The organism is Psychrobacter glacincola (assembly GCF_965118485.1).
Classification (GTDB): Bacteria; Pseudomonadota; Gammaproteobacteria; order Pseudomonadales; family Moraxellaceae; genus Psychrobacter; species Psychrobacter glacincola_D.
Genome location: NZ_CBCPJH010000001.1, coordinates 1 through 17,904, shown reverse-complemented (window position 1 = coordinate 17,904; position 17,904 = coordinate 1). Strand labels below are relative to the sequence as shown.

Sequence of the window (17,904 nt, the reverse complement as noted above, 5' to 3'; positions counted from 1 at the left end):
CCCTATTTTTACAGTGTGTACTCGCTTAGCAGTTGACATTGACAGCGATTTACGATTAATTAGAGGGTGGTTTACGCATTTTCCCGCTTTACTCTTAAGCTTTTTATTAATAGCTCAGCACTTATTCAGCCATTCTTTACCTCTATACGCCATCAGTCAAACAGGTAAAAGAACATAGGATCCTGACTTTATGATTCAAACCTTGCCCAAATTCAGTCATCCTTTGGTCGATGACGCTCAATATAATCTACTGCGCTCAGTAGGTTATCTCACGGTCGCTGAACGCCGTGATATCGTTGATGCCTGTGAGTTCGGTGATGTTGCACATATCAAAGACAAGCGTAAATCAGGGGAGCCTTATATTACGCATCCGATTGCGGTCGCTGAGATACTGGCAGGCTTTCGCTTGGATCGAGATACCATTATTGCGGCGATCCTTCATGATACGGTCGAAGATACTGAAGTCAGTGACGAGCAAATTGAGCAGCGCTACGGCAAAATAGTCGCTAGATTAGTTGATGGCGTGACCAAACTGAAATCGTCGACCCATAATAAACAAGAGAATAAAGCCGCAACCTTTCATAAAATCCTAACCGCTACCCTCGCAGACCCTAGGGTACTGATTATAAAGCTTGCTGACCGCCTGCATAATATGTCAACGCTAGATGCCGTACGCCCCGAAAAGCAACGTACTACCGCGCAAGAAACCTTAGATTTCTATGTGCCGTTTGCGCGCTTGATGGGTCTCAATGATATTGCTGATTATATTGAAGTGCTTTGTTATCGCAATCTTGATTCTGAGATGTATAACAAAATCTCTGATAAGCTACTACAACACGGTCTTGGGCGTAACTTCCAAAGAGAAGCTATTCATCGCTATTTAAGTATTGTTCTAAATAATCTTGACCTTAATGGCATGGTTAAAGTTTTAGACAATCGGGTAGTTATTTTCCGTCAATTCTTCCGTAATCGCGGCGAAATCAATGCGCTGTTACGCCATTATGCGTTTGAAATTGTGCTCGACAATATCGAAGCTTGCGATAAACTTGCTTATTATCTGATTAAAAAATATCAAATCGCGGATACCCATATCGCAGACAATATTCGTAGACCCTTGCCTGGTGGCAATCAATCGCTGACACTTATCTATGAGCGTGACAACGATTTTGTCAAAGTGACGATTTTGACTAAGCAGATGCAAAGTGCCGCAAGGCTTGGCGTCATCGGCGCAGAACACGCCTCAGATGTCAGTCAGTCAGTCATTCAAGCATCGTTACGCAATATGAAAGACTTGGTCGATGAAGACAACTTAAATGAAGGCAGCTCCGACTTTTCAGCGGCTGTCTCTACCATTAATGAGTTAATGGATTATCTACATTCTAGCAAAATTATTTGCTACAGCCCGCAAGGTCGCGCTTATGAGCTGCCGCAAGGAGCAACTGCGCTAGACTTTGCCTATGCTGTCGGTCCTATGGTCGGCAATGTCGCGGTTGGCGCCAATATCGACAATAAGCCCGCTAAGCTTGGAACGGTGGTTAATAATGGACAACTGGTTGAAATCGAAGTCAACACTCATTCTGAGCCAAAAGCCGAATGGCTTGGGTTTGTGGTCACCAATAAAGCCCGCGTAGAGATTTTGCGTTGGTTTAAAGACTTATCAGCGGCTGATAAACAGCACCACGGCATGCAAGCCTTAGACCGAGCGCTAAAAACCTATCAGAAAAGCCTTGATGACCTAAGCGATAGTGACTGGAAAAATCTCACTGAATGGCGTGGATTGACTGAAAAAGAGGCGCTATTTGAGCAAATAAGCTCAGGAACGCTATTGCCACAGCTTATCGTCACCCGATTATTTAGCGATGAGGTTTGTGATATCCAATCGCAAGAGCGTGTTGATGATATGACCCAGCCACAGCAGCTGATTGTCAATGCTTCAGGCGTTGAGCTTGATTTTGCCAACTGCTGTCATCCTATTTATGGCGACCCTATCGTTGGTCATTTATCTCGTCATGGGCTTGTCGTTCATCGGCATAAATGCTTTTCACTTGACGACATCCGTAAAGACAATCCTTACCAAGTTATCCAATTGCGCTGGCGCAATGATAAATCTATTAAACAAATTGATTCAGAAGAACAGGGCAACAAAATTCGTTTTCCTGCCTATCTTAAATTGTCTGTAGCGCTGAGTGATGAGCAAATCAGTGAAGTGATTTACCATCTGCGGCAGTTAAATATAGGCGTCGAAAAGGTAGATGTGCGTAGCAGCGATACTATTATTCATATTGTCGTTCGTAGTCGCAATCACTTAGCTCAAGGTATTCGTGAGCTACGCTCACTACTTGGTTTCCCAAATATCATGCGTTTATATCAGTTATAATTATTGACTGTAGATTATTACAGACTTCAAAAATTTAATAGTTTTTAATAAACAGCAAAATTCAAAATAGTATACTCGAAATAATATAAGGAAAGCATATGACTCGTCAAACCATTCAGACCGATAAAGCCCCTGCCGCCGTTGGCACTTATTCGCAAGCCGTAAAAGTAGGCAACACAGTTTATGTCTCAGGTCAGTTAGGTTTCGATCCTACTACGATGGAATTAAAGGAAGGTTTTGAAGCACAAGCTAAGCAAGTATTTGAGAATATCAAAGCTATCTGTGAAGCAGCTGGTGGCAGCTTGAATGACGTGGTCAAATTCAATGTGTCATTAACCGACTTGAATGATTTTGCAGCATTAAACGAAGTATTTATGGCAAATTTAACGGAGCCATATCCTGCCCGCGCTGCCGTGCAAGTAGCAGCATTGCCTAAAGGTGGTGTGGTTGAGATTGAGTCTATTCTATATATCAAATAATTCTGATATTTCATCTTGCTTAAATAGTCATACTTTAAATCGCACTACTATAAGCTTAGCTTCATGCTAAGCTTATTCGTCTCTCCATTTTCATTTCACATTAACCTAATCAAATTGCGAAGCCTTTTATGTTGGTACAAGTTGCTCTACCCGTGCCCCTTTATCGGGTATTTGACTATAGCTTACCGTCCGATACAAGTGCTTTGCCACATAATAGATCAATACAAATACCGCAAATTGGCAGTCGTGTTGAGGTCTCATTTGGTCGTCAGACTTTAATCGGTATCGTAGTCGCTCATATTGCTCAAGTTGATAGTAGCGTACCTATTAACAAGCTTAAACCCATTAAGAAATGCCTAGATGCTGAGCCTATTTTAGATGACAGTATGCTAAAACTCGCCTATTGGCTAGCGCGCTACTATCACTATCCACTTGGGGATGTACTAGCCGTTATATTGCCTACCTTAGTACGTCAAGGTAAACCACTGGATTTACTCATTACCCACTGGCGTATCTTACCCCATATCACTGATGACGACTTTCGTGCCAATGCAAAAAAACAAAAGCAGCAATTTGATATGCTAAAGCTACATGGTGAGCATGGTGCAAGTGAAGATATATTGCTCTTAGAAGGTATGCAGCGTCCATTTCTAAAAGCACTTGAAGATAAAGGTTTGATTGAGCGTTATATCGAACCAAAACAAGCACCTGCTCCTGTTAAATTGGCAAAAATGCCCCTTGACCTCAATGATGAGCAGCAGCTTGCTGTCGATGCCATTATTACTGCCCATAAAAACCAATGCTATAAGGGCTTTTTATTAAATGGTATTACAGGTAGTGGTAAGACAGAGGTCTATTTACAAGCGATGCAGGCAGTATTAGAAGCTGGTAAGCAAGTGCTGATTTTGGTACCTGAGATTGGACTTACCCCGCAGACGCGTGCGCGTTTCGCCAGTCGCTTTGCCGCTCATATCGTCTTGCTACATTCAGGCATGAATAACACCCACCGCTTACAAGGCTGGCAAGATTGCCGTACTGGTCATGCACAAATCATTATCGGTACGCGCTCATCCGTACTATATCCGTTTGAAGATTTAGGCTTAATCGTCGTTGATGAAGCGCATGATGGCTCTTATAAGCAGCAGGATACCTTGCGTTATCATGCCGCTGATGTCGCATTATACCGAGGACTACAAGCTAAGATACCTGTTGTACTTGGTACGGCTACCCCTTCTCTTGAGCATTTGAAGCTAGTCGATGATGACAAACTGGTAGAGTATCAATTGTCAACGCGCCCTGGTAATGCGCAGCTTGCAACGATACAGCTCATTGATGCACGCCTGCAAAGCACCCACCAGCAAACGAAGGACAACGGCGCACGCTATGATACCGGACTGACCGATGCACTTATCGGCGCAATACGCCAAACGCTAGAAGCTGGTGATCAGGTATTGATATTCTTAAACCGTCGCGGCTATGCGCCAGTGCTATTGTGCGAAGCTTGTGGTTGGCAGGCAGATTGTCCGCGTTGTGATGCCCATTTAACCGTTCATTATAATAGTCAGTCGCAACATAGCTCATACTCAAGTCATTCTTATTTAAAATGCCACCACTGTGATTGGCAAGCCTATATTCCAACGATATGCCCTGATTGCGGTAGTCAAAATTTAGATGCCAAAGGTATGGGCACCACAAGGCTAAGCGAAAATTTGCATGCTATCTTTGCCAACCCGCAAACCAGTAAACAGCTTTATCCGATTATTCAAATCGATCGCGATACTACTAGGCGTAAAGATAGCTGGGAGAATATCTATCAGCGTATCAATGAAGGCACGCCTGCGATATTAGTCGGTACGCAAATGGTTGCTAAAGGTCATCATTTTCCCAATGTCACGCTCGTTTGCTTACCCAATGCTGACCGCGGCTTTTTGTCCGCAGACTTTCGCTCACCAGAGCGTACTGCGCAATTGATGATTCAAGTAGCAGGGCGTGCCGGACGCGGTGATAAAGTCGGACGCGTCTTGATTCAAACGCTGCAACCAGACAATGAGTTATTACTAAAGCTGGTCAAAGATGGTTATTTATCTTTTGCGCGCCAACTATTACAAGAGCGCAAAATGATGGGATTACCGCCGCAAAGTCACGCCGCACTGATACGTTGTGAAGGTAAAACCCTTGTTGCCACTACGCAAGCCCTTAAAGACGCCATAGCTATTCTGCCAACAGGACATAATCTGGCTGTTCTGGGTCCTATCGATGCGCCCATGAGTAAAAAGAACAGCCGCTACCATGCTCAGCTGTTGCTATTGGCTAAAGATCGGCAGCAATTACACTATGTATTAAACCAATGGTGGCAGCCTGTACTTGCTCTGCCAAGCGTCAAATATCTTAAGCTTACTTTGGATATCGATCCTGTTGGTTGGTAACGCTTAATGATTATTTATTAGCCACTAAGAATGAGATATATTATTTCACAGCGTTTAATGCCATTATAAAAATCCATTTCACTTTCTATCGCCCTGAGTGTTGTTATGAATCAAAACCATCCAAACTCTGAACAACACAATCATCCTCATCATGGTGAGTCAACTGATGAGCATAAACACGTTCATCAAAATGAAAGTAATCATAACTCCACAGATAGTCATCACAATCATGATCATGATGACCATCTTGAACAAACTATCGCAGCACGTGATACCAAAGGCTATCAGCGCACGCTACTTATAAGTTTTGTGATTATTACTGGCTATATGTTTGTTGAAGCAATCGGTGGCTGGCTTACCGGTAGTTTGGCATTGTTGTCTGACGCCGGTCATATGCTAAGTGATTCGATAGCGCTTGGTGCTACCTTGATGGCTTTTAAAATAGGTGAAAAAGCCGCAACGCACCAAAAAACCTACGGTTATAAGCGTTTTGAGATAGTGGTCGCATCGGTTAATGGTGCGACCCTCGTCATTATTGCGCTGATGATTTTTTATGAGGCGATCAAGCGTATTAACTCTCCACCTGAAATTGCCACCCAAGGTATGCTCATCGTTGCTACTATCGGTATGCTTGTCAACATCCTAGTCGCTTGGATGATGCATCGAGGCAGTCAAGGTGGTGATGCTCATAATCACAGCCATGCTTCGAATGCCGATAAAAATCTTGACACTAAACAACCTGTTAATCTCAATATGCAAAGTGCCTACTTGCATGTATTAAGTGACTTAATGGGTTCGGTTGCTGCTATTATTGCCGCGCTATTAATGATGAGTTTTGGTTGGATATGGGCAGATGCAGCCGCTTCAGTGATAGTGGCGATATTGATTTTGTTTAGTGGTTATCGCGTGGTACGTGATTCTCTGCATATCTTAATGGAAGGCACGCCAGCAAATATATCTTTGCTTGATATTGAACAAAAACTACTTGCTCATCCGCAAGTGCAAACCGTACACGACCTACATGTATGGAGTATTACCAGCGGGTTAAACGCTTTATCTTGTCATGTAATCGTTGATGGCGATATGAGTATTCATGAGTCGAGTTTACTGATTGCCAGTTTAGAGCAAAGCTTACTTACGCTTGGTATCCATCATGCTACTATACAAATAGAAAGCCCATTACATGCGCAAATAAATGCTCATAGCAACGCCCTAGTCTGCGATATCTCAGAGCAGGCAGTTGAGGGTAATAATCATATTGGTCACAACCATTAAAAATATAAATGTAATCATAAATCTATACATCGCCAATTATTGGTTAGATCTAATTAAATCATAAAAATAACATAATATGAGCCACAATAACCATACGGCAATACTTATCCAAATACCTAATCCCATCCCTAGCAATGTGATTCGAATCCAAAAATCTAATGCGCCATCCATGATATGCGGTAGATAAGCGGGTCCCATGTTTGATGCCATTACTAGCCAAAGTCCAACAGTAAGTGCTAATCCCGTACCGACAATGTTTAAGGCTATCTTGCCAATATTTTTTAATAAACTGCGCTGATTAGATATAATGGACGTATTTTCTAAATTATCATTCATAGGCAATCCTTTTTTTTCGTTTTGGCTATATTCAATGCCATATCCCGTACTTAACAATGAGTAAATATAGCAAAATGAAATATCACCATAGTCTATATATCAATATCACACTGACTTTTATCAATGTAATCACATGTTAAAAATGATGAGAAATTTAGCCTCGCTGTCATATTTTTAATATAAATTCTGTATACTGAAAACTGAGACGCCCACCTTGCCACCAATGGATCACCTTCTGCCATGTCTAGACGCTCAGCGCCATTTATCGCCCCAAGCCATATCGATGACCCGACTTCAACAGATGGCAAAAAACACGCCAAAGTTTTGTTATCAACGCTGCAAGAAGATATTGCCAGCTTTCGAGATGCGCAGTTTCCACCTGATATTTTACGCCAAATTCGTGACATGCCTATTTATGAAGGTAATTTAGCTGAGGTGCAAGCCTATCAGCAACGCTGGAACAATTTACTTGAGCGCGCGATGGCATTTTATCCTGCTGCTAATCTGCCGCCTGACCACCTGCCATTACCTGCCAGTCTTGAGATACCGCAGTTTATTTATCATGTACAGCGACTACACTTAACGAAGACGCGTGCCAAAGAATCTAAAAGCTTCGGCTCGGTCGGTGCGCTCACAGACAAGTGCGGTGATTATAGCGCTGATGACATTGAGCGCATGACGGCGGTCTTTGAGCATGATGACGAGGCACGTTTAGTCGCACATCGTGAATTTATTGATCTGCGCGCTTATGTATTTTGCCGTGATAATAAAGGTGAGATGTTAGAGCCTGAACGGGTACGCTTTTATCGTACCGGACTTATCGTCCATGCCCTACCCGATTTTAAAATCGTCGACAGTCGGCAAACACCGCGTAAGCGACGTAACGATGCTTATAACAATCCGTTAGCAGATAATGGCATGTGGAAGATTTATCGCAAAAAATAAATCATGCTAAAATCTTTGTTATTATTTTTGTAGTTCCGCTTTACTGCTTATTTTATCGTTATTGCTAAGGATTCCAGATGCTCGCTGCCGCCGCCGGCTCACCAAACTTAATGTTACAAGCGACCATATTCTTGGGAGCAGCCCTGCTCTTTGTACCCCTTGGTAAACGTTTTGGTATTGCGACGGTTTTAGGTTATCTGATCACAGGACTGATATTGGGTCCAAGCGTGTTAGATGTAGCAGGCGACGCTGAGAGCTTATTACATTTCTCTGAGTTTGGCGTAGTGATGCTGCTGTTTATCATCGGGCTTGAGCTGCAGCCATCAAGGCTCTGGGCATTACGTCGTTCGATATTTGTGTTGGGCGGTCTGCAAGTTGGTCTAACTGGCACGCTATTAATGTGGCTGCTACATCAGATTTTTGGCTTGCAGCTTGATACTGCTTTTATCGTCGGCTTTGGTCTTGCTCTCTCGTCCACTGCATTTGTCTTACAAATTCTGACTGAAAAACAACAGCTTTCGAGCACCCATGGTCGTGAAGCTTTTACGATTTTGTTATTCCAAGATATTGCTGTTATCCCTTTATTAGCCGTTATTCCATTTTTATCAGGAGTACGTGAACAAAGCTATGATTTGCTTTATTTTGGTAAAGTTTTTGCGGTTTTTGCTGGGCTTATCTTTGCCAGTCGCTATGTGGTACGACCATTTTTTAAATTTGTCGCCTTAAGTGGTGCGTCAGAATTACTCACCGCCGTGGCGTTATTTATTGTGATGGGTGTGTCAATTTTGATGGGTCAAATCGGTCTGTCGATGGCACTAGGCGCATTTTTAACCGGCGTATTGCTAGCGGATTCTGAATATCGTCATGAGCTTGAAGCCAGTATTGAGCCGTTTAAAGGATTGCTATTGGGGCTGTTCTTTATGTCCGTTGGTATGCTGACCGATGTAAAATTAATATTAGCTAAGCCCATCTTTATCATTGGCTGTGCAATGGCACTAATGTTTATCAAGTTCGGTGTGATTACAGCAATTGCAAAAATCTCTGGTAATCGCTGGCCGACCAGTATTAGGTTAGGTGTGACACTTGCTCAAGGTGGTGAATTTGCTTTTGTATTATTTAGCGTAGCAACAGCACAAAATGTCTTGCGACCTGAGCTTGCCAATACCTTAAACCTTGTCGTAACTATCTCTATGGCACTAACGCCCTTGGCATTTTTATTATTAGAAAAAATCGGTGAGCCGTTATTTGCTAAGAGCAAGCCAAGTCGCGAGTACGATACGATTCCAGACCATGAGCATCAAGTGATTATTGCGGGTTTTGGGCGTGTTGGTCAGATTATCGGTCGTGTGCTACGCATGCACAATATCGAGTTTACAGCGATTGAGCGCTCTGCAAACCGCGTCGATTTCGTCCGTAAGTTTGGTAATCAAGTCTATTATGGCGATCCAAAGAATCCCGAAATATTACGGGCAGCAGGTATCAAAAAAGCGCGGATATTTATTTTGGCCATTGATGATTTAGAACGTTCTATCACCACCGCTCAATACTTGCGCAAAAACTATCCAGATTTGGTTGTCTTAGCTCGCGCTCGTGATCGCCAGCATTATTACCGTTTACGCGAGGTCGGCGTCCGTCATATTTGGCGTGAGACTTATTTAACGTCTTTAGATATGTCACGTGAGTCTCTACAGCTACTCGGTATCTCACCCGAAAAGGCGCGAGAAACAGTACGAACTTTCCGCGACTATGATGATGATTTGATTGAGCGCCAACAAGCAATCTATGATGATGAAGCCAGTATGATTGAATCAGCACAATCAGCGATGGCCGAGCTTGAGAGCTTATTTGATGAAGATATTGATAAAGCCCGTAGAATGGATTTGAGCGATTTTTATGATGCGCTAAAAAACCCAACTATACCTGTCGATGCTAAAGATAATATTGCGACTGACCCTAAGCACTAATGATGATAAAGCCCTAATCCGCATTACAATTATCAGGCGCTTGCCTCTTATTTAATGAACTGATGCACTCCCAATTATTACTGTTTGGCAGATGATAAAATACTAGTGTCTGGTCATTGAGATAACGTATAGGGAACTGCACGTTTTGAATGGTAGCAATGACCGCACAATCCGTTTGTGAAACCCCAGCTGCACTATCTTTAATCTCAATACGTACCTGCTCGCTATCCGTGTCTATGAGCATATTTAGTGGACATTGTCCTGTCTGACTATACGCTAGCGCCACATTATTTTGCGTGGTTTTGACGGTATCATAAGCATCAAACAGTACTTCGTTTTCTTTCGGTTTGGCGATAATAGGTAAAAACTGTACTTTAATCACCATCAAAGCAAAAGCAAAAAATCCAAAGCCCATTGCTAAACCAAAGATGCTCACCCCGCCCTCTCGGCGCAAATGCTCTTGCTGCAAGTGCTCATCTTGCGGATAGTCATTAATCGCATCGGCAATCTCACGCCGTGCCATCCGGTAATAATAAGCGTCTGTCCAGCGCGCCACCATAAACGACCAAAACAGCCAAATCAGCGCGGCAATCCCAATCCTTATTGGCATATGATACATATTAGCGATAAAAGGCATAGCCAAAAATTCAACCGCTACCAAGACCAGCGCGACATTAAGTTGGATAAATGACCATCCCGCCACGCTATAGACGATTGCATCCATATAACGCTTGCGATACAGCAGCCAAGGAAAGGTCACAAAAAACGCTGCCCAATGCCATTTAGGAGACAAGTAGCCTTGCTGATCAAATTGCTCAAAGCGTTTCAGATAATAGCGCTGGCTACGATGACCAATAAACCATTTATCCAGCTGTGTACGCTTGGCAGCCGTCAGTTTTTCTTGGTAAAAAGGGGGCGGCGAATCCGTCTCGATAAATAACATAGTGATAAGCCCTACTTGCTATTAAGAAAACATTTAATGATCTGTCGTTATTATATGATAACGCTAATAACATGGCATGAGCTAGAGAAACACTCGATAAATAACGTATATCAATGGTAAATGCGTCAAAATTATTAAAAAAGCATTGTTCATTCACAGCCGTCAACATTTCACTTATAATAAGCGCACCCTACCCATTTATTAAGCCTTGTTAATCCTATGAGTCAACATCCTAATATTATTACCAACATCGACGCTAGCATTGACGCCAGCAGCCCTATCGATGAACAAACACCTCTTAACGTCGATGCCAATTCGGCTATCGAAAATGAAACTGTCGACACAGATGTAACGTCTGAAGACAGTAAGCATATTCGTATCGTTAACACCTTTATGAAACGTCGTACACATATGAATAAAAATGCTGAGTTAGCATTAACGGCGCCTGAGTTTGCTCATTATTTGGTCAATAATAGCTTTGGTGACGGCAACCTCGATGGCATTGACGATTTGCGTGCGCTATTTGCTGATTTGCCAAATGGTAGTGAGGCGCCCTTAACCCTTGAGATTGGCTTTGGTCTTGGTGACTCATTTATCGAGATGGCAGCAGCTGAGCCAAACCGCAATTTCGTGGGTATTGAAGTGCACGAACCAGGTATCGGTAAATGCGCCTATATGGCAGGTACGCAGAATTTGAATAATGTCAAAATCATCAACGGTGATGCCATCCAATTACTCAAGCAACTACCAGAAAACCATATTGATCGCATCCAGCTTTACTTCCCTGACCCATGGCAAAAAAAGCGCCATTACAAACGCCGTTTCGTCAGTGCTGAACGCATGGCGATTGTGACTCGTAGCTTAAAACAAGGTGGCTGGTTCCATACAGCAACCGACTGGGAGCATTATGCCTTTTGGATGGTTGAAGTTTTAGACGGTTTTACTGGTTTAACCAATCAAGCCGGCGCTGGCAACTTCACTGACCGCCCTGACTTTCGTCCAATGACAAAGTTTGAGCGCCGCGGTATAAATAGTGGGCATGGTGTTTGGGATTTAATCTACCTCAAAGACTAATATCAAACCTATAACCTATAACCTTAGTTTGTCCTACAGTGGCTAAGATACCTATCCGTATCTTAGCCATTTTTTTATCGCTGTATTCTAGTCATTTTATAGTTATCAGTGCTCAAACCACTAATTCAGAAAGTTTGATTACTTTTGAGAGCTTACTGTCATAACCTACAATGACAATCAAAGGTACTTATATCCAAAAGAATCTATCACTTTTTATGTGAAACATAGGCATCGTGAACATTAAATACAGCAAAATTTAAACTTGCAAAATCAGAAACAACCAAATTTTCAGAGTTATGGGATAATTCTTATCTGCCCAATCATTGATGTTATAAGGGCTTGGTGAGTTCTCCACATAAGCTGTGGATAACCCTGTGTATAAGTCGCTACTTGACAAGCAATTCCTTAGATAGCTTAAAGGCTTAGGTAAAATCGTTCATTTTTTGTACGATTTAAAAAGATATTAAAATCAACAACTTGCATTAAATATTGAACTAAAATAATTTTTTTATAATATTTTTAATATTAATTTAATCTGATTTAATGTTTCACACTCGCCAGATAAATTTTATTTATTTATTGGGGACAACTCCCCGATCTATTGACAATAGATACAATTATGAGGTTCAAATATAAACCATAATTCTCAAAACTCCATACAAATATTATTGTTTTCCTAGACGACATCTATTGTCGCCTAGTATCTCGCTATACTCATAACAAGCCTTGGATTTTGTTATAATCACCTTATCTAATAAACAATGACATAAAGTCAAATTAAGTTATAAACTGATAAGAAAAATCGCAATAGCTATAAACCTTATTATTATTTATGAACTTTTTTTCGCTTTTATCAGCATTCAATTTTACTGTATAGTAGAGTAATATATCTGATATTACGACCTACAAGACTTATCTCATCGCTTACTTTAACCTTGCTTAAAAATGCTACCAGCCATAATGACATGGTCACGGCTATTATTAAACAAGCCTCTTTTAATAGTTATAAAACTTATTCTTATAAATAATTGATAACAAGGAGTCCTACATGGACGAAAATAAAGCCAAAGCCCTAAAAGCTGCATTAGCTCAAATCGAAAAGCAGTTTGGTAAAAATACCATTATGCATTTGGGTGATGATTCAGCAGCACTTGATGTTGATGTTGTGTCGACTGGCTCATTGGGTTTAGATATTGCCCTTGGTATTGGCGGTCTGCCAAAAGGTCGTATCGTTGAGATTTACGGCCCTGAAAGCTCCGGTAAAACGACCATGACTTTGCAAGCGATTGCAGAGTGCCAAAAACAAGGCGGGGTTTGTGCCTTTATCGATGCTGAACACGCACTAGATCCAGTATATGCACGCAAGCTTGGCGTGAATACGGATGACTTATTGCTGTCACAGCCTGATAATGGCGAGCAAGCGCTCGAGATTACCGATATGTTAGTGCGTTCAGGTGCCATCGATATGATCGTGATTGACTCGGTCGCAGCTTTGACGCCGCGTGCTGAGATTGAAGGCGAGATGGGCGATTCACATATGGGTCTGCAAGCCCGCCTGATGAGCCAAGCCTTACGTAAAATTACCGGTAACGCTAAACGCTCAAACTGTATGGTATTGTTTATTAACCAGATTCGTATGAAAATCGGTGTGATGTTCGGTAGCCCTGAGACCACAACTGGTGGTAATGCGCTTAAATTCTACGCCTCTGTCCGTATGGATATTCGCCGTATTGGTGCAGTCAAAAATGGCGATGAAATCATCGGTAACCAAACCCGTGTCAAAGTCATTAAAAACAAAATGGCACCACCATTTCGTCAAGCTGAATTTGAAATTACTTACGGTGAAGGTACTAACCATTTAGCGGAGGTGATTGATTTGGGTGTTGAGATTGGTGCGGTTGGTAAAGCAGGCTCTTGGTACAGCTATGGCGATGAAAAAATCGGTCAAGGTAAAGCCAACTCTGTACTGTTCTTAAAAGAAAATCCTGCTATTGCTGAAGAGATAGAAGCCAAAATCCGTGCTGAAAAACTTGGTACAAAAGACGATAGCAAAGTCGCAGTGGTAGATAAAGCAGATGAAGAACAAGCCGCTGAAGCTGTACAATAACGATTTTCTGGTGAGTATTATCCGTTACTATGATGTCTTATGAAAATTAAAACGTTGGCTGAAATACTCGCTGAGTCGGATACCGATTCAGCGAGTTCTACGCATAAAAATAAGAAATCCATTGAACAACATTCATCTGATAGGTACTCATATAAAGACAAACCTAAAAACACCAGAAAAACTGGCAAACACGCCCAGCATTTCAATAACCATGATTTAAATGAGAACCTTTTAGTAGATAATCATACTACTTTTACGGTAGATTCGACTGCTGCCTCTTCTTCTTTAAAAACCTCATCCAAATCCAAAAAACGTAAAAAACGCTTTCATCCAGCGGCCTCTTTTACAGCTGAGCCTACTGATGCGCCTGCTTATAAACCGACTGCTGCACAAAGTATCAAAGAGATGCTCGCAGAAGTTAAAAACTGTGCTGATGATAATGAAGAATATAGCACCTCTATTAATGACACTGGCGTTGACTCACATTTAATAAACTCCATACAAGCGTTTGAATCGACTACTACTCATCACAGTGAAATAAGTGACCAAAACAGCCAAATCGATAATTTACCAGCGGCTCTAAAGGCGTATTTGCGTACACCTGAACAGCGGCAAGCTGAAGTGGATGCGATAAAAGCAGAAAGCCGCTTACGCTGGTTGGCGTTTTATTATCTGTCACGTCGCGAGTATGGCAAGGCTGAGCTGAGGCAAAAACTGCTAGATAAAGAGCAAGAGGCGGACAAAATCGATGCCCTACTCGATGAGTTCGAAGAGAAAGGCTATCAAAGTGATTACCGCACCACGTTAATGCTGATTCGAGAAAACATCCGTAAAGGACGTGGTAGAGGAAGGATTAAACAGGAGTTTTACCGTAAGAAGATAGATATGCCTGATAATATCGACGAGCTTATCGATATGGCAAACGCCGAGTCCGATGAGTTTAGTGAATTTATCGATAACAGCGCAGACAACTTGGCCGAAGGCATAGACTGGCTCAAGTTAGCAGTGAGCGCGCGTACTAAAAAATATGGCGATACCATACCTATCGAACAAAAAGATAAAGCAAAGCAGCTACGTTTTTTACAGTATCGCGGCTTTAATAGTGATATCTGCTTTGAAGCATTAAACTATACCTTAGATACTTTGGATGAACGTTTTTAGGGGTTTATTAATTTTAATCCTAGGCGATAGCATTTACTGCCATATTCTAGACACAAAAAAGAGCACATAAATGTGCTCTTTTTCTATTTTTAACAGTATAAATGATAACCTGACTATTTTAACGTCCCTAGACGGCTTGATAGCTGAATAATGATTTGATCAATTTCATCATTAGCTTCAGGTTCATGGTCCAAATTACCATTTGGCGTCAACTGGTTCATGACTTCAGGTAACAGTTCAGCCAACCCTTGACGTACTTCTACCTCATTAGCACCTGTATGAGTTGCGACCTGCTGAATTTCACTCTCATCAAATAGACGACTGATATCATTAGGATCAAGGTTATCATTAAGCTCATTATTACTTAACCAAGAGCGCGCTTGGGTTTCATAACCCATACCGGTAATTTTCGACAAAGCCCCACTTAAGCCACCATTGCGTTTTATCCAACTTAATACCATAGGCATGAGGGCAGCGATTAGCATACCTTTACCACCGAAGCCGCCTCTTGTAGTCTGACCCCCGAGTACGCTACCTAAAATATCACCAAGTCCGCCAGTACCAGCACTCATATTGCCGCCACGTTGCCTACTTCCTGTTAAATCGCCACCTGTTAGGCCACCGATGATGTCATCTAAGCCAAAACCATTGTCTGCTGAGCGGCGCTCATACTGCTGTGGATTATAACCAGCAGACTGGTTACTGCCGCCAAGTACGCTACCCAATATATCACCAAGTCCGCCGGTGCGACGTGGGTTGATACGTTGATTGACTGGGTTACGCTGTGTATCCTCTGGATCCATCGCGCTACGTGCTACTTGACTGACTAAATTCCCTAGTAGACTCATAAATTTATCCTTTTTATTATAATTAAATGTTTCGTGACAACACTTTGATATAGCAATCACGATGCATTCTAATATAGCAAATCTCTTTGTTGAGCTAGATAGACATTTTGTTATGACATGTAGTGAATCGTTGATGATGCCAAGATAAGTCAGATAGCAGATTGTAATCACCAATCCTATCTAGATATGTTTACTCGCCGTCATATTTGCTAATACAATAAGCTTTCGCCACTCTTCAGCATTGACCTGATCGCGGAATACAGCGATAGATAAAGGACTTTGATGAGGCTCAACGATATCAAAATCAAAACAGATAACCCATCGAGACTGAGTGACTGCCTTTAGCTGTGCTTGCCACAAGGCATCTCCGCGACCCATACGTATCATTAACTGCCAATCACGATAAATATCTTTACCAAGTGGCGGCTGACTTATATGCAATATAATTGGGCGTGATAATGCTAAATAGCCGATAACAGCCACACTGACAATTAATATAAGAACATATTGCCATAAAGACAATGAAGCCAGCACTGCCAATAATATGATGATACCGCTCAGAGCAATGTAAAACAGTATCTGTAGATAGCTTACTGGATTGATAACGGTATCAATACGTAGCGAGGTCAATACTGTCATAGTCGGCTACCAAGGCATATTTTTGTCTAAAAAATACTTAATACGGCAATCACAATCGAAAACTTAGAGGTAACCATTTAAACTATTAACTCAAGCTTTTACTATGACGCCATGTTTTAATCTTATTGACCAAATCCCACATAGTGTCGTCGTCTGGACGACTTTGATTGGTAAAGTAATCCAATAAATCAGGATCTTCGTGAGTTAGCATTGCTGCAAAAGTTACTTGTTCAGCAGCTTCAGCCGTCAAATACAACTCCTTAATGTAAGGCTCAAAATAAAAGTCCAATTCTTTCAGACCGCGACGGGCTTGATAAATAATACGGCGCTGCTCATTGGTAGGCTCTGGCTGAGTAATATTCGTCATAAAGGTATTCTCATAGGTTTAAATGATACTAAATTATTTTTTTTGATAAGCAGACAGTTGCTGCCATAATGCCACAGCTTGCTGCATCATAGCGACATTATGCGTACGAATAATACTAACGCCCTGTTGTAGCGCAAAAATACCAGCAGCAGTACCTACCGTATCACGCTCGAATGGTTGGGTTGTAGCAAGCGTCGGAACACCTGTTTTGGTCAGTACTTCCGCTAAAAAACGCTTGCGCGAAATACCGAACATCATTGGCAGCCCAAGTGTTTGCAAACTTGTCAGCTGGCTTAGTAACGCCAGATGATGCTCATAGTTTTTAGCAAAACCAAAACCTGGATCAATAATGATATTTTTGCGCTTAACACCATGGTTTATCACTTCATCGATACGAGCTGCTAGCTCGGTATTGACATTGTTAATCACATCGTCATACTGTGCTAGATTATTCATTGTCGTTGGCTCACCGCGCATATGCATCAGCATAACCGGTATATCAAGCTTGGCTGCCATATCAGGCGCCCCCTCTCGCTTAAGCGCCCGTACATCATTCCAAATATCAGCACCTGCATCAAATGCTGCCTGTATGACTTCAGGATTGCTGGTATCAATAGATAGCCATATATCATTGCCTAGCTGCTGCCTAATCGCTGTTACGACAGGAACGACTCGCTTTATTTCTTCGTCAGTCGCCACAGCATCAGCATTTGGTCGGGTAGACTCTCCACCAATATCGATAATAGTCGCACCCGCCTCTATCATTCCCTGACAGTGAGCAACCGCTTTATCTATCGCATTAAACTGCCCACCATCTGAAAATGAATCTGGTGTGACATTCAAAATACCCATAATATGAGGCTGCGATAAATCTAAATCTTTATCGCGACTGGTTACCGTATAAGTAGGTAAAGGTTGGAATAATGACATGACCCATCCAATATATAAAACATTAAAAAAACT

The 17,904-nt window shown here is 41.9% G+C and carries 15 protein-coding genes; 9 read left to right on the top strand and 6 right to left on the bottom strand.

Annotated elements, in window-relative coordinates:
* Positions 1-190 precede the first annotated feature (190 nt).
* From ACMHKH_RS00075 to ACMHKH_RS00060, 4 genes are all read left to right on the top strand, one after another.
* Positions 191-2,377: a RelA/SpoT family protein gene (locus tag ACMHKH_RS00075; protein ID WP_413518649.1), complete on the top strand. Its 2,187-nt coding sequence runs from the start codon at positions 191-193 to the stop codon at positions 2,375-2,377.
* Positions 2,378-2,475: 98 nt separating this feature from the next.
* On the top strand, positions 2,476-2,856 hold the full coding sequence (locus ACMHKH_RS00070) for a RidA family protein (RefSeq protein ID WP_413518648.1): 381 nt from the start codon (positions 2,476-2,478) through the stop codon (positions 2,854-2,856).
* Positions 2,857-2,984: 128 nt separating this feature from the next.
* Entirely contained in the window at positions 2,985-5,282 is a 2,298-nt protein-coding gene (locus tag ACMHKH_RS00065) for a primosomal protein N' (protein WP_413518647.1), read from the top strand.
* Positions 5,283-5,387: 105 nt separating this feature from the next.
* Positions 5,388-6,557, top strand: a complete 1,170-nt coding sequence (locus ACMHKH_RS00060) for a cation diffusion facilitator family transporter (RefSeq protein WP_413518646.1) — start codon at positions 5,388-5,390, stop codon at positions 6,555-6,557.
* Positions 6,558-6,593: 36 nt separating this feature from the next.
* Here the strand turns inward: ACMHKH_RS00060 and ACMHKH_RS00055 are convergent, their stop codons facing one another.
* A complete protein-coding gene (locus ACMHKH_RS00055) occupies positions 6,594-6,893 on the bottom strand; it encodes a hypothetical protein (RefSeq protein ID WP_413518645.1) in 300 nt (99 codons plus the stop codon).
* Between the two features lie 240 nt (positions 6,894-7,133).
* Here ACMHKH_RS00055 and ACMHKH_RS00050 point away from each other — a divergent pair, with 240 nt between their 5' ends.
* Both ACMHKH_RS00050 and ACMHKH_RS00045 read left to right on the top strand, forming a co-directional pair.
* Positions 7,134-7,838, top strand: coding sequence for a hypothetical protein (locus ACMHKH_RS00050; RefSeq protein ID WP_413518644.1), 705 nt, complete (start codon positions 7,134-7,136; stop codon positions 7,836-7,838).
* A gap of 77 nt (positions 7,839-7,915) precedes the next feature.
* Positions 7,916-9,802 (top strand): monovalent cation:proton antiporter-2 (CPA2) family protein, encoded by a 1,887-nt coding sequence (locus ACMHKH_RS00045; RefSeq protein WP_413518643.1) that lies wholly within the window; start codon positions 7,916-7,918, stop codon positions 9,800-9,802.
* A gap of 13 nt (positions 9,803-9,815) precedes the next feature.
* Here the strand turns inward: ACMHKH_RS00045 and ACMHKH_RS00040 are convergent, their stop codons facing one another.
* Positions 9,816-10,745 (bottom strand): DUF2628 domain-containing protein, encoded by a 930-nt coding sequence (locus tag ACMHKH_RS00040; protein ID WP_413518642.1) that lies wholly within the window; start codon positions 10,743-10,745, stop codon positions 9,816-9,818.
* A 219-nt stretch (positions 10,746-10,964) separates the two neighbouring features.
* On the opposite strand from ACMHKH_RS00040, the gene trmB reads away from it, so the two are divergent.
* The 3 genes from trmB (at position 10,965) to ACMHKH_RS00025 (ending at position 15,087) form a co-directional block, all read left to right on the top strand.
* Positions 10,965-11,819, top strand: coding sequence for a tRNA (guanosine(46)-N7)-methyltransferase TrmB (trmB, locus tag ACMHKH_RS00035; RefSeq protein WP_413518641.1), 855 nt, complete (start codon positions 10,965-10,967; stop codon positions 11,817-11,819).
* Positions 11,820-12,867: 1,048 nt separating this feature from the next.
* Entirely contained in the window at positions 12,868-13,926 is a 1,059-nt protein-coding gene (gene recA / locus ACMHKH_RS00030; protein WP_413518640.1) for a recombinase RecA, read from the top strand.
* Positions 13,927-13,965: 39 nt separating this feature from the next.
* Entirely contained in the window at positions 13,966-15,087 is a 1,122-nt protein-coding gene (locus ACMHKH_RS00025) for a regulatory protein RecX (RefSeq protein WP_413518639.1), read from the top strand.
* 113 nt (positions 15,088-15,200) lie between these two features.
* On the opposite strand, the gene ACMHKH_RS00020 is transcribed toward ACMHKH_RS00025, so the two are convergent.
* The 4 genes from ACMHKH_RS00020 to folP all read right to left on the bottom strand — a co-directional run bounded on the left by ACMHKH_RS00020 (position 15,201) and on the right by folP (position 17,871).
* Positions 15,201-15,935, bottom strand: a complete 735-nt coding sequence (locus tag ACMHKH_RS00020) for a YidB family protein (RefSeq protein ID WP_413518638.1) — start codon at positions 15,933-15,935, stop codon at positions 15,201-15,203.
* Positions 15,936-16,115: 180 nt separating this feature from the next.
* Positions 16,116-16,574, bottom strand: coding sequence for a hypothetical protein (locus ACMHKH_RS00015; RefSeq protein WP_413518637.1), 459 nt, complete (start codon positions 16,572-16,574; stop codon positions 16,116-16,118).
* An 85-nt stretch (positions 16,575-16,659) separates the two neighbouring features.
* Complete coding sequence (locus ACMHKH_RS00010; protein WP_413518636.1) at positions 16,660-16,941, bottom strand: succinate dehydrogenase assembly factor 2; 282 nt, start codon at positions 16,939-16,941, stop codon at positions 16,660-16,662.
* Positions 16,942-16,974: 33 nt separating this feature from the next.
* A complete protein-coding gene (gene folP, locus ACMHKH_RS00005) occupies positions 16,975-17,871 on the bottom strand; it encodes a dihydropteroate synthase (protein WP_413518635.1) in 897 nt (298 codons plus the stop codon).
* Positions 17,872-17,904: the final 33 nt, after the last annotated feature.

What these genes read in the sequence shown, in the direction of transcription:
- ACMHKH_RS00075 (WP_413518649.1), top strand. Translation starts at nt 191, where the DNA reads ATGATTCAAACCTTGCCCAAATTCAGTCATCCTTTGGTCGATGACGCT.
- ACMHKH_RS00070 (WP_413518648.1), top strand. Translation starts at nt 2,476, where the DNA reads ATGACTCGTCAAACCATTCAGACCGATAAAGCCCCTGCCGCCGTTGGC.
- ACMHKH_RS00065 (WP_413518647.1), top strand. Translation starts at nt 2,985, where the DNA reads ATGTTGGTACAAGTTGCTCTACCCGTGCCCCTTTATCGGGTATTTGAC.
- ACMHKH_RS00060 (WP_413518646.1), top strand. Translation starts at nt 5,388, where the DNA reads ATGAATCAAAACCATCCAAACTCTGAACAACACAATCATCCTCATCAT.
- ACMHKH_RS00055 (WP_413518645.1), bottom strand. Translation starts at nt 6,893, where the DNA reads ATGAATGATAATTTAGAAAATACGTCCATTATATCTAATCAGCGCAGT.
- ACMHKH_RS00050 (WP_413518644.1), top strand. Translation starts at nt 7,134, where the DNA reads ATGTCTAGACGCTCAGCGCCATTTATCGCCCCAAGCCATATCGATGAC.
- ACMHKH_RS00045 (WP_413518643.1), top strand. Translation starts at nt 7,916, where the DNA reads ATGCTCGCTGCCGCCGCCGGCTCACCAAACTTAATGTTACAAGCGACC.
- ACMHKH_RS00040 (WP_413518642.1), bottom strand. Translation starts at nt 10,745, where the DNA reads ATGTTATTTATCGAGACGGATTCGCCGCCCCCTTTTTACCAAGAAAAA.
- trmB (WP_413518641.1), top strand. Translation starts at nt 10,965, where the DNA reads ATGAGTCAACATCCTAATATTATTACCAACATCGACGCTAGCATTGAC.
- recA (WP_413518640.1), top strand. Translation starts at nt 12,868, where the DNA reads ATGGACGAAAATAAAGCCAAAGCCCTAAAAGCTGCATTAGCTCAAATC.
- ACMHKH_RS00025 (WP_413518639.1), top strand. Translation starts at nt 13,966, where the DNA reads ATGAAAATTAAAACGTTGGCTGAAATACTCGCTGAGTCGGATACCGAT.
- ACMHKH_RS00020 (WP_413518638.1), bottom strand. Translation starts at nt 15,935, where the DNA reads ATGAGTCTACTAGGGAATTTAGTCAGTCAAGTAGCACGTAGCGCGATG.
- ACMHKH_RS00015 (WP_413518637.1), bottom strand. Translation starts at nt 16,574, where the DNA reads ATGACAGTATTGACCTCGCTACGTATTGATACCGTTATCAATCCAGTA.
- ACMHKH_RS00010 (WP_413518636.1), bottom strand. Translation starts at nt 16,941, where the DNA reads ATGACGAATATTACTCAGCCAGAGCCTACCAATGAGCAGCGCCGTATT.
- folP (WP_413518635.1), bottom strand. Translation starts at nt 17,871, where the DNA reads ATGTCATTATTCCAACCTTTACCTACTTATACGGTAACCAGTCGCGAT.